9 protein-coding genes are annotated in these 12,353 nt (G+C 47.6%); 7 read left to right on the forward strand and 2 right to left on the reverse strand.

The genetic code is table 11. The features are described 5' to 3' along the window. Positions 1–73: 73 nt before the first annotated feature. From L0992_21780 to L0992_21810, 7 genes are all read left to right on the forward strand, one after another. Positions 74–943, forward strand: a complete 870-nt coding sequence (locus L0992_21780; GenBank protein XGB69029.1) for an AraC family transcriptional regulator — start codon at positions 74–76, stop codon at positions 941–943. Positions 944–1,197: 254 nt separating this feature from the next. Next, positions 1,198–2,511: an MATE family efflux transporter gene (locus L0992_21785; GenBank protein ID XGB69030.1), complete on the forward strand. Its 1,314-nt coding sequence runs from the start codon at positions 1,198–1,200 to the stop codon at positions 2,509–2,511. A 214-nt stretch (positions 2,512–2,725) separates the two neighbouring features. After that, positions 2,726–3,484 carry an ATP-binding cassette domain-containing protein gene (locus tag L0992_21790; GenBank protein XGB69031.1) on the forward strand — a complete coding sequence of 253 codons (759 nt, stop codon included), beginning with the start codon at positions 2,726–2,728 and terminating at the stop codon, positions 3,482–3,484. Then, positions 3,481–4,332, forward strand: coding sequence for an ATP-binding cassette domain-containing protein (locus tag L0992_21795; GenBank protein XGB69032.1), 852 nt, complete (start codon positions 3,481–3,483; stop codon positions 4,330–4,332). The genes L0992_21790 and L0992_21795 overlap by 4 nt, the downstream gene beginning before the upstream one ends. A gap of 64 nt (positions 4,333–4,396) precedes the next feature. Further along, the gene (locus L0992_21800; GenBank protein ID XGB69033.1) at positions 4,397–5,908 is read left to right on the forward strand and encodes an ABC transporter substrate-binding protein; all 1,512 of its coding nucleotides are present in this window, start codon (positions 4,397–4,399) and stop codon (positions 5,906–5,908) included. Between the two features lie 4 nt (positions 5,909–5,912). Continuing rightward, positions 5,913–7,649 (forward strand): ABC transporter permease subunit, encoded by a 1,737-nt coding sequence (locus L0992_21805; protein ID XGB69034.1) that lies wholly within the window; start codon positions 5,913–5,915, stop codon positions 7,647–7,649. Between the two features lie 113 nt (positions 7,650–7,762). After that, positions 7,763–8,005, forward strand: a complete 243-nt coding sequence (locus L0992_21810; protein XGB69035.1) for a hypothetical protein — start codon at positions 7,763–7,765, stop codon at positions 8,003–8,005. Between the two features lie 122 nt (positions 8,006–8,127). Here the strand turns inward: L0992_21810 and L0992_21815 are convergent, their stop codons facing one another. Together L0992_21815 and lldD are read right to left on the reverse strand one after the other, a co-directional pair. Continuing rightward, a complete protein-coding gene (locus L0992_21815) occupies positions 8,128–10,983 on the reverse strand; it encodes an FAD-binding oxidoreductase (protein ID XGB69036.1) in 2,856 nt (951 codons plus the stop codon). A 163-nt stretch (positions 10,984–11,146) separates the two neighbouring features. After that, entirely contained in the window at positions 11,147–12,286 is a 1,140-nt protein-coding gene (gene lldD, locus L0992_21820) for an FMN-dependent L-lactate dehydrogenase LldD (GenBank protein ID XGB69037.1), read from the reverse strand. Positions 12,287–12,353: the final 67 nt, after the last annotated feature.

Consider the following 12,353-nt stretch of genomic DNA (forward strand, 5'->3'; position numbering starts at 1 on the left):
TATTACACGGCAATTGTAAAAACAAGCGTGTCCGTTTATGCTCATAAACATGTCCATTTATGCTATTTGAAAAATGTCACGACAACACATATCCCGAATCAATGATGTTCTGTTCCATATTCACCAAGACATCAGCCAGCCTTTGTCGGCAAAAGCGCTCTCCGAGATTGCGGCTTATTCAGAACAACACTTCCACCGCACCTTTAAAAGCGTGGTTGGGGAGTCGCTACATCAGTACATTCGACGCACTCGAATGGAGTATGCAGCCAATCAATTGATGTTCGATACCACGTCGTCAGTGGTAGAGATTGCCAGTAAATGTGGCTTTAGTTCGGTGTCATCTTTCAGCCGAGCATTCAAAGCGACCTTTAACATGTCACCGGGAGAATGGCGTAAACACGACTTACAGATAGCAGAAAAACCCTATTTGAAAGATCCCGAAGTCGCGGCGGGCTATTTGAACGTGGCGCAGCGAGTGTTACCCGAACCGAAGATCGTTGAAACACCGGAGCGCATGGCGGCTTATGTTCGACACACTGGCTATAACCGTTCCATTCGCAACGCATGGTTGATATTGAAAGCGTGGGCGAACTCCGAACAGCGTGACTTTTCAAGTCAGTTTGGTTTGCATCACTCAAACCCTGCTTGGGTTGAAATGGACCAGTGCCGCTATGTGGCGTGTATCGCGATTGATGAGCCGATTAAGTATCGCAGTGTCGTGAACCAGATGGTGATTCCGGGTGGTTTACATGCGGTATTTCGACTGAATGGCCGCTATGGTGAACTGCTACCACAGATCAGTATGGTGTTAGAAAAGTGGCTACCTACGTCTGGCTTTAAACAGCGCTCTACTCCTGCGTATGTGCATTATCATCAGAATCATTTTCTCAACAGTGATGAAGTGTTTGAACTCGATTTTTATCTTCCGGTGAGTTTCTACTAACCGACCTAAAGCTACCTATTTGGCTCGCTAGCGCAAATTCACTTAATCGATGGTTGTGGTGTTTTCTTGAATTAAGCTTTGCTCTTTTGTTGAGACGAATTAGCAGTGCCAATGGCAACAGGCATTTCTATGTAGGTGAATTAAGAGAAAAGTGCTTTGTTGATAATTTACCCCAGTAGATGATGACAACGTACGGATTAAACGATAGCATCCCCTTCTAATTGCAAATAGTTCTTAATATCACTCGTTAGAATATGACCATTATCCACAAAGATTATCTAAAAATCGCTTTCCCTTTCATCATCTCAACGGTGACTCAGCCTCTGCTTGGCGCCGTGGATACCGCCGTGATCGGACAACTTGGCATTGCTGAACTGATTGGTGGCGTGGCTATCGGCACCATCATTATGAACACCATGTATTGGTTGTTTGGCTTTTTCCGTGTAAGTACGACAGGGCAAAGTGCGATGGCCTTGGGTAAGGGCAATCGCTCTGAGTTAGCAGGCAGCTTGATGCGTCCATTTGTACTATCTGGTTTGGTGGGCTTGATCTTCATTTTGATACAACCGCTGATCTGGCAAGGTGCGATGTGGGTGATAGAACCTGAAGCTAACGTGGCTGAGCACGCGCACATCTACTTCAGTATTTTGATTTATGGCGCGCCTTTTGTGCTGCTCAACTACACCATTATCGGTTGGTTGATGGGGCAAGCGAAAGCTAAAGAAGTCTTATACACACAAGTGTTTGGTAACGTGTTGAATATTGTTTTGGATGCGGTGTTCGTACTCTATTTCGATTTGGGTGTGGCTGGTGTCGCTTACGCAAGCTTGATTGCACAAATCACTACTTTTGCAATTGGTATGACGCTGGTGATGAAGACCAGCAACATCTCGGTCTCTGAGTTCCTGCGAGGCTCGAAGATGACCAAGAAAGACCTTTCGACAATCATCTCGTCAAATACTGACCTACTGTTACGCACGATTTGCATCTTAGTATTCTTTAACATGATGGCGCGCACAGGCTCAAAGTTGGGTACCGATGTTCTGGCTGCTAACGCAATCTTGATGCAAGTAACCTTTATTGTGAGTTACATGTTTGATGGTATTGCCAATGCATCGAGTGTTTTCGCGGGCAAAGCAGTAGGGCAGAAGAATCCTTCAATGTTGGACTGTGTGTTAAGACTCAATTTCCAATGGACAGCCGGTTTTATTGCTGCGCTGACGCTGTTGACCTTGGTATTTAAAGACAACATTGTTTTCTTGTTTACCGATATCCCAACGCTTGTTGTTTTATACCAAGATATTGCACCGTGGTTGATTGTGTTCCCGCTGGTGGCTGGCTTTGGTTTAACGGTTTACGGCATCTTTACTGGAACAGGAACTACACGTCCGGTTCGAGACTCTAGCATCGCTACCTTGGCGGCATTCTTGGCTGTACAGGCGTTTTCGGTCGATTTGTGGGGCAATCATGGCTTGTGGTTGGCGTTTACCTTGTTCTATCTTGGGCGTATTGCATTCTTGTATCCGTTCATCACTCAAGTTAAGCGGAAATGCCTTCCAATCACATAAGTAATAACAGCGACCATAAAGCTGAGGTCATATAGAATCATTACGAAAGCGCCTGACTGTTTCTTGTAGTTAGGCGCTTTTTTGTATCTAACGGATTGTGACCATAGATGGTTTCATAGGCAAATTTTTTGCGATCCGGTTCAATGTCCGCTTTTCATCATACAGGCTTAATGATAGAGTTGTTATGTTATAACATCTACTTATGAGTACCTGTGTGAACGCCCCACTTTTGTCTGTTGACCGATTAACGATCAAAACCTCTTCGAGAACACTTTTCCAAGATATCCACTTCGATGTGTATCGAGGCGAGCTGCTGGCGATCATGGGCCCATCAGGCATTGGTAAGTCGATGCTTTCACGTGCGATTGCGGGTTTTCTGCCTGAAACGGTCGAGGTTAAAGGTCATATTTCTCTGTCTGGTGAAGCGGTATGTGGTTTGCCTATGCTGCAAAGAACCGCAGCACAAAGGCCAGCGGTTATCTTCCAAGACGCCCTTCAAGCATTGAACCCCCTTGTTTCTATTGAAGGCCAACTCAGTTTGGCATTGACGGGGACTCGCACTAAGCTTAAATCACAAGACAAAACCAAGCTCACTGAACTATTGGTGCAGTTAGGATTCCCAAATCCAGAAACCATCTTGCCGTTGTATCCGAGCCAAATCTCTGGAGGACAACGTCAACGAGTGTGTATTGCGATTGGCTTGTTGAGTAACGCCGATATCATCATTGCAGATGAACCGACTAGCGCGTTAGATCCGGTAACAGAGCAAGAGATACTCAAGCTGATTCGCGACAATGTAAAGCAACGCCAAATTGGTGGTTTACTTATTACCCATGACCTGCACAGCGCGCTCGCGTGTGACAAGTTGTTGGTGATCGATGATGGCGGAGTGGTGGCTTATGGTGCACCGAAACACGCGCTTGAATCGAGTTCTCACTTTTTCTGCTGTTCATTGAGAGACCTAATCGAATGAGCTCGACCTTATCACTAAATTCAGAAGTCTCACCGTCAATGCCTGTGATTGATTCAGAAACACAAACACCGATTGAGATTAAGTTCGAGAATGTCGGGGTTCATTATTACTCAGTGCCGAGTTGGTTGGGTGGTAAGGCGTTCAAAGCGCTACAGAACATCGACCTTAATGTTGAAGACAAAAGCCTGGCTATTGTTGGACGTTCTGGTGCCGGCAAATCTACGCTGATTGAACTGCTGTTTGGTTTGAAAGCGCCGACTCTCGGTAGTATCTGCTTGTTTGGTCATTCGCTGCCTATTCGTAATAGCAAAGCGCAAGCAGCTGTGTGTCGCTTGATCCAATTGGTGCCACAAGAGCCACATACTAGCCTCAACCCTTACTACACCGTTCGACAGATCTTAGCCGAACCGCTAAGCAATCTGGATGTTTCTGGTAATCATGAAAGCATCATTGAAGAGACGCTGTTGGACGTCGGCTTACCTGCCACCTTGCTATCACTGAAGCCCAATCAGCTTTCTACAGGCCAAGCTCAACGTGTAGCTATCGCTCGGGCGCTTGTCGTTAGACCCGCAGTATTAGTTGCCGATGAGCCAACCAGTAGCCTAGATCCGGTGAATCGCCAGAGACTACTCGACTTATTGAATTCATTAAAAAAGAAGCGCGATATGCGCCTTATTTTGGTGACACACGACCTAGGCGCAGCACAAGCGCTTTGCGAAGAAATTCTGGTTCTTGACCATGGCGAGATGGTGGAGCATGGACCGACACTTCAAGTGATGGGCACACCTGCTCATCCAGCGACTAGGATGCTGATCGAATCTCAGCCTCTTTCGAAATCTACTTGTTAAACACAACCTTATTAATTACGAAATACCGTTTATTAACAAACACAGTTTACAGAGAACAATAACTATGCGTTTTAATTCAATCAAACTGGCTTGTGCTCTAGCGCTGGCTCTGCCTTTGACGGGCTGTTTTGACTCTCAACCAGAGTCGAGCGAAGCTGCGGTCAAATCTGAAATTCGTGTTGCGATGATGCAGCCACCAAGAACAGGTCTATCGCCACTTTCTGATGACGCGTTCAAACTATCGCGTTGGAGCACGGCTGAAACGCTAGTTAACCTAAGCCCAACTTCAGAAGCTGAGCCAATGCTGGCAACGGATTGGAAACACGTTGATCCACTGACTTGGCAATTCACAGTTCGCCAAGGTGTTAAATTCCACGATGGGTCTACATTAACAGCAGAGTCTGTTGTGAACTCTTTACAGAAAGCGCTAGAAGCGGCACCTAAGCCACGCATCCTAGATGGTGTAGAGCTAGAAGTGAAAGCGATGGACAACTACCGCGTAGAGATCAAAACCAGCTTTGATGACCCTCTTCTACCAAGTCGTTTATCAAGCCCTCAATTAGCGATCCTAGCAGCAAGCGCGTACCAAGAAGATGGTCGTGTTAGCCCTATTAGTGCAGGTACTGGTCCGTTTGAATTGACTGAAATTAACGGTACAACCAGCGCGAAACTAAAACGTTTCGATGGTTACTGGGGTGAAAAAGCGCAAGTTGAATCTGTAATTGCAGAATACGTTCCTAACGGCTTTGCTCGTGCGGCGGCTCTAAGAACAGGTACGGCTGACATTGTTGAAGCTGTGCCAGTTTCACAGATCGCGACCATTGATTCGAACCTGCTTTACGAAGTAGCAATGCCTCGTACCAACACGCTTTACTTGAACAATAAGTCAGGTGTATTTAGCGATATTGAACTACGTAAAGTAGCGGCTGCTGCGGTAGACCGTGAGCAAATCGTGAATACCGTTTATGAAAATCACGCGGACATTGCGCAAGGCCTATTAGGTCCTGCACTTGCTTGGGCTGAGCCGATTCGACCTGAAGGTCAAGCAGTCGATAAAACGCTAAAAGCAAACGGTGAAAGCATTGTTATCGGTACCTTTACTGACCGTGCTGAGCTTCCTGAAGTGGCTGCGCTACTTAAACAGCAACTTGAAGCGGCTGGTTTCAAAGTTGAGCTGGATATCCGTGAATACGCTCAGATTGAAAACGATGCGCTATCAGGTAAGTTTGATGCGTTCATCCTTTCTCGTGCAACTGTTCTAGATTCGGGTGACCCAGTGGCTTACATGATGAGTGACTTTGGCTGTAAGGGTTCATTCAACCTTGGTCAATTCTGTTCTCAAGAAGTCGACCAAGCACTGACTCACGCTGACCTACAACCATTAGGTGCGCTGCGTCAGCAAGCGATCATCGAAGCTGAGCAAAAAATCCTGAACGACTTCGCTGCTATTCCTCTGCTTCACGAACGTGTGATTCAAGGTGAAAGTGAGCGTGTAACTAATGTAGTTCGTGACCCAAGTGAACGTCGCTTGGTTGATCAAACTACACAGGTTAAGAAAGCGACACAGGTTAACTAAATAAATGTTATCTGCTGAAACTCTGCGTCGAACTTTGTTTATTTTGACGCCTTGGCTATCAAGAATCGCTTCACTGATTGTGGTGGTGATTCTTGTTGGTTTGATGCCTGACATTGCAGGTATCGACCCAAGCCAATCCATCCTACGTGCGAGAGCGGGGCAACAACACCTGCTTACGCCTGAAGCTTTAGCCGCGGTACGTGCTGATCTTCAGCTTGACCGTTCGGCGAGCGAGCGCCTGATCGACTGGATAGGAAGTGCCTTTTCCGGTGATCTAGGTAAATCTTGGATTGACGGTTCTTCGGTTGCATTAGGCATTCAAAAAACAGCGGCTACGTCTCTGTTTTTGATGTCTAGCGCATTGGTGATGACTTTCGTACTGTGCGGTGCAGGCTTACTGGCTACCTTACGCAGTTGGAAGAAGGGTAAGTTAGGGCAGAGTTACAGCAGCTTAAGCACCGTATTAATATCGTTGCCAGAGTACGTGGTGGCTTCGGTATTAATTCTGGTGTTCTCAATCTGGTTAGGTTGGCTACCACCGTATGGTTGGCAAGGCTGGCAAGACATTTGGCTACCGAGTTTAGCGCTCGCACTGCCTGCTAGCGGCCTGTTTAGTCGTCTACTCAGAGACAGTTTACAACGCGTTCTTAATGAACCTTGGGTGATCACTTGGCTCAGTGCCAACGTTCACTCCAATCAAATTATTCGCTTTGCGCTGAAAAGAGCGTTGAGCAGCCTGATCCCACAAATTGCGATGATCGTGATTGGTTTAACTGGTGGCGCAGTCGCGGTTGAGCTTATCTTCTCGATTCCGGGTATCGGACGCATGATTCTTGGTGCTGCGAAGGCGCAAGATCTGCCGATGCTGCAAGGCGGCTTATTAGTATTGCTGCTGTTTTCGATTGCAGTAAGCAGTATCAGCCTGTTTGTTCAGCAGTTGATTCTGGGTCACAGCCTGAAAAGCGGCAAGCTCATCAGTAGTCACTCTTCGTTTCGTTTTACCCAGAGCCGCGCCAAGCGTGTCACTGCTCTTGCGATCTTCTCATTCCTCATTGTTATCGTGGTATGGGCTGCATTCCGAGACCCATACACCAGCCAATTCGCACGTTTGGCATCACCGAGCTGGCAAGCACCATTGGGTGCAGATGGTATTGGACGAGACCTGTTAGCAAGAATCGGTTCTGGTATGGTCGCGACCTTCCAAGCCGGTATTCTGGCAACGTTTTTGAGCTTGGTGACGGGTATTATCATGGGCTTCAACACGCGTTTTAGCCAAGGCCTTATCGAGATCACTAAGGGTATCCCTTACATCATTGCGGGCTTGTTGGTAGCGGGCTTAACAGGAATGAATCCGAACAGCGCATTAATCGCGATTGTATTGGTATCTTGGGCGCCATTAGCGGCGCACTGTTCGAGTTTAATTGTGGAAGCCAAGGCTCAACCTTATACGCACCTCGCGCCATTATGGGGCACCAGTAAGCTTAGAATCTTCCGTTTCTACTTACTTCCGTATGTGTTGCCACCGTTGTTAAGACACGCGATGCTGAGGCTACCGGTAATCACTCTAAGCCTGACCTCGCTGAGCTTCATCGGGTTAGGGGCAAAACCACCAACACCGGAATGGGGTTTGATGATTGCAGAAAACTTGCCATACATTGAGCGTGCACCTCTGGCTGTGATGGGACCAATTATTGGACTGATTCTATTGGGTGCTGCCATCAACATGATGTTTGATGACTAACGAATCAGGAAGGGGCTTAAGTTTTCGGTTCGCTATTTATGTTGTAACCTTAGGCCTGCTTTTAGAACTGATCGAAAGTTCAATAGACCCTACTAAAGTGTAAAGGATTCAACATGTATCTCGTTTTGTATTGCCACAACATTGGTATGACTGATTTTTCTTTCATTGAGACGGAAGATTTCGACAAAGAAGAGGGCTATATCGTGCGAGGTAAATGGCCGAATGAGAAAGCGTTTCGTGATTACTTGACCAAAGAGTTTGGTGATATGAGCGAGTTCCAAGTGATTGACCTAATCGCCAAAGGCGCGGAGGCAGAACACTACTCGCCAGAAGAGTTGATGCGCCTAGCTCAGTAACCGCTAGCTCAGCAATATCTAGCTCGGTAATACGGTTTAAATTGAACAAACAAATGGCAGCCTGATTGGGCTGCCATTTTTCGTTTCAAGCTAGAGCTCGTTGCTATGAACTTTGAATAAAGCTACTGTGCCACTTCGTCCACCAAGTACAAGATTGACTGATACGGAATCCCACTGTGATGCGACAAACCGATCTCACAGGTTCGGCTGTTGCTGAATCCGCGAGTGCAGTTGCTCGGAACTTGTTCTTTGAGTGGATGTACTGCCGCTTCATTCAGCTCTGGTGTGGTAAAGCCTTTATCACCCGCCCAACCACAACATTGAATATGCTCTGGAACAATCACCTCTTCGGTACAGGCTTTAGCAAGGCTCAACATCGCGCCTTCCAAACCCATTCGACGAGAGCTACACGTCACATGTAGCATCACGGTTTCTTGCAGCGGCTCAAGTGTCAGATGCTCAAGCAAGTATTGGTTCACAAATCCAGTTGGTTCTAGCACTTGCAGTGGTTTTGTGAATTGCTCAATGCTGCGCTTAGCACACGGACTGGTATCCATCAACACTGGGTATTCACCCTGACGACTGGCCTGCCACAACACTTCTTCCAGTTGCTGAGCTTTAGACTGCGCGAGGTCGGTCATACCTTTGCTGTCGTAAGGCATGCCACAACATTGGTCATCTAGCTTCTTCGGAAGAATCACCTCGAACCCTGCCTTGTTAAGCAAAGACATAGTCACTTCGGTCAGTGGACGCTGATCGCCCGCATCGCTTTGTTGTCCCATTGTGCGACTTGCACAGGAAGGCAGGTAAACCACCTTCTTATGGTTGCTTGAAGATTCTGCCGTCACTGGTGATGAGGTTAGCGAGTGACTATTGGATTGCGGCATCTCTGGCATCCAAACGGGCGTCGCGCCTTTAGTTATTGATCGCAGGCCATTGGTTAGCTTGCCTACGGTATTTGCGCCTAATACTTTGCTCGCCACTTGGTTGGTTTTGAGGCCAGCCTTAGTCAGTTTGGTGGTGGTTGAGAAATGATCCGCTGTCCACTTTGCAATGGGAGTGAATTTTTCATATTTGGCGATACGAAGCTTCTTCACCAAATTACCGGTGTTGATTCCCACTGGACAACGCTCGGCACACAGGCCAGTCGCCGCGCAGGTATCAATGCCTTGGTATTCGAAGGTTTTCTCTAGTTCGCTTGCTTCTATTTCCTCTCCTGCAGCACGGCGGCGTTGTAACTCACGGTACAACACGATACGTTGGCGTGGCGATAGGGTTAAGGTACGAGACGGACAAACAGGCTCGCAGAAGCCACATTCAATACAGCGGTCGACAAGGTCGTCAGCAGCAGGCATTGGCTTCAAATTGGTGATGTGTGAATTTGGATTGTCGTTAATAATAACGCCGGGGTTGAGCAGTCTTTCTGGATCGAACAAGGCTTTGATTTGTTGCATCAAGGCGTAGCCATCTTTGCCCCATTCCAATTCCACATAAGGCGCCATGTTACGACCAGTACCATGCTCTGCTTTCAGAGAACCTTGGTATTTCACAGCAACCAATTCGGCTACGTCATCCATGAAACCACCGTAGCGGTCTATTTCTGTTTGGCTATCAAAGCCTTGAGTAAACACAAAGTGCAGGTTGCCTTCGAGGGCGTGACCAAAAATGATCGCTTCGCTGTATTCGTATTTGTCGAACAGCTCTTGCAGCTCTCGAATACCATTAGCGAGGTTTTCGACAGGGAAAGCCACGTCTTCAATGATAACGGTCGTACCGACTTCACGAACGGCACCAACGGCAGGGAACATGCCTTTTCGGATGCCCCACAGAGTTGCGACTGTCTTTGGATCGGAAGTGAAAGGCACCGATTCAACAATCGTGTATTCAGTCAATGCGTCCAAAATTGATTTACATTGTAAATCTAAGTCCTGCTGGGAGCTGGCGTGTGATTCAACCAAAATAGCCGCGGCTTCTAAATCCAAGCTTGGCATAAATGCAGGCATACCCGGTTTATCAGCCACTGAACGTAGTGCTCTGCCATCCATCAATTCAACGGCAGCAACGGGTGTTTTTGATAGCGTAGTAACGGCTTTACTTGCTTGTTCGATGTCGGCAAACACCAACAGGGCCGAAGCTTTGTTTGGGTGTTCGATAACCGTGTTGTAGGTAATCTCTGCGATGAAGCCTAGCGTGCCTTCGGAGCCGATCATCAGATGTTTGATGATCTCAATTGGGTCGTGGTAATCGACCAATGCATTGAGCGCGTAACCTGTGGTGTTTTTAAGGCGGTACTTGTGGCGGATTCTGTCTGCGAGTTCTTGATTTGAGCTAGTCTGTCTGTGTAAATCAATAATACCTTCAAACAGCGCTTTGTGTGATTGCTTGAATGCTTCAACGCTGGCGTTATCTGCCGTATCAAGTAGGGTGCCATCGCTTAGGACGACTTTCATGCTTTCGACAGTACGATAGGAGTTCTGTGCAGTACCACAACACATGCCACTGGCGTTGTTCGCCGCAATACCACCGATTTTACAGGTGTTAATAGAGGCTGGATCTGGGCCGATTTTACGTTGGAAAGGGGCGAGGTATTTATTGGCATCAGCGCCAATCACACCGGGTTGAAGAATGATCTGATTACCGTTATCGACAATCTCATGACCACGCCAGTCGTCGGTCAGGGTGATGAGTACCGAGTCTGAGACCGCTTGTCCTGAAAGGCTGGTGCCAGCGGCGCGAAAGGTAAAATGAATGCCCAGTTCACGACAGCTTTGAATGGTGAATATCACTTCGTCTAAGTTTTTAAGCCTTAGAACCATTTTCGGCACCAAGCGATAAAAACTCGCATCGGTGCCGTAAGCCAATCGCTTTGCCTCTTGAGTGACAATGCGTTCTGTTTCTATTTTTTGAGCCAGTATCGCTTCAAGCTGCTGATAAGCTTGTGCGTCTATTACTCGCTCATGGGATGTGGTTGTCTCCATCTTTGCTTCCTTGTGCTTCTTATTTGGCACTGGTTTGTTTTTTATTTTATTTTCCAGTGCTTAAACGGTGTCACAACGGCAGTGGAATTGCTGTGACACCGATTGAACTTCAGCCTAAGTAGACCAAAGCATGAGTCTGAATCTTCATCTGGATCGTGGCGGTTTAATCTAGCCCCACCAAAGATTCACGAGTTAAGTCTTTGATTGTCTTCGCGCCTGTTAATGTCATCGCAACGCGCATCTCTTTGTCGTAAAGGTCGAGTAGATTCTCAACGCCTGCTTGTCCTTGCGCTGCTAATGCGTAAACGAAAGAACGGCCAAGCAAGGTGCAGTCTGCGCCCATCGCCATCATGCGCACTACATCTAAGCCTGTACGAATACCAGAGTCGACCAGAATCTTGGTGTCGCCTTTTACTGCGTCTGCAATTGCAGGCAGTGCTTTGGCACTTGATAACACACCATCAAGCTGACGACCGCCGTGGTTTGAAACTACGATACCGTCTGCACCAAATCTTACGGCATCTTTTGCATCTTCTTCATCAAGAATGCCTTTGATGACCATCGGGCCGTCCCAGAAGTCACGGATCCACTCTAGGTCTTTCCATGAAATCGACGGGTCGAAGTTGTCACCCAACCAACCGATGTAGTCTTCCAGTTTGGTCGGAGAGCCGCGATAAGTAGAGATATTGCCAAGATCGTGAGGCTTGCCGAGTAGGCCAACATCAACTGCCCAGCTAGGATGACGCATCGATTGGAATACACGACGCATTGCTGCATTCGGGCCACTCATTCCTGAGTGCATGTCACGGTAGCGAGCGCCGGGTACTGGCATATCCACGGTGAAGACCAGTGTTGTCACGCCAGCAGCTTTTGCGCGTTCAAGAACGTTCTTCATGAAGCCACGGTCTTTTAATACGTAAAGCTGAAACCACATTGGGCGCTCAATCTTAGGTGCGACTTCTTCAATTGGGCAAACTGACACCGTCGACATGGTAAAAGGGATGCCTTTGTTGTCTGCGGCTTTAGCCGCTTGTACTTCGCCACGTCGTGCGTACATGCCGGTTAGACCAACGGGTGCTAAGGCAATCGGCATCGCCAGCTTTTCGCCAAACAACTCAGTTTCCAAATTCAGATCTGACATGTCGTTGAGGACACGCTGCTTGAGCGCGATCTCTGCAAGATCGGCCGTGTTGCGGCGTAAGGTATGTTCTCCGTAAGAACCGCCGTCAATGTAGTGAAAAAGAAACGGTGGTAATTTCGCTTTTGCTGCGGCGCGGTAATCAGTCGATGCGGATATGATCATAATTTCAGTCCTAAATTCTTGGGATGTTGCCCTTCTATGAGAGCTTGGCTTGGGCTGCTTTAATTCT

The sequence above is a fragment of the Vibrio pomeroyi genome, assembly GCA_041879425.1.
Lineage (GTDB): Bacteria > Pseudomonadota > Gammaproteobacteria > Enterobacterales > Vibrionaceae > Vibrio > Vibrio pomeroyi_A.

What these genes read in the sequence shown, in the direction of transcription:
- lldD (XGB69037.1), bottom strand. Translation starts at nt 12,286, where the DNA reads ATGATCATATCCGCATCGACTGATTACCGCGCCGCAGCAAAAGCGAAA.
- L0992_21800 (XGB69033.1), top strand. Translation starts at nt 4,397, where the DNA reads ATGCGTTTTAATTCAATCAAACTGGCTTGTGCTCTAGCGCTGGCTCTG.
- L0992_21795 (XGB69032.1), top strand. Translation starts at nt 3,481, where the DNA reads ATGAGCTCGACCTTATCACTAAATTCAGAAGTCTCACCGTCAATGCCT.
- L0992_21810 (XGB69035.1), top strand. Translation starts at nt 7,763, where the DNA reads ATGTATCTCGTTTTGTATTGCCACAACATTGGTATGACTGATTTTTCT.
- L0992_21780 (XGB69029.1), top strand. Translation starts at nt 74, where the DNA reads ATGTCACGACAACACATATCCCGAATCAATGATGTTCTGTTCCATATT.
- L0992_21815 (XGB69036.1), bottom strand. Translation starts at nt 10,983, where the DNA reads ATGGAGACAACCACATCCCATGAGCGAGTAATAGACGCACAAGCTTAT.
- L0992_21785 (XGB69030.1), top strand. Translation starts at nt 1,198, where the DNA reads ATGACCATTATCCACAAAGATTATCTAAAAATCGCTTTCCCTTTCATC.
- L0992_21805 (XGB69034.1), top strand. Translation starts at nt 5,913, where the DNA reads ATGTTATCTGCTGAAACTCTGCGTCGAACTTTGTTTATTTTGACGCCT.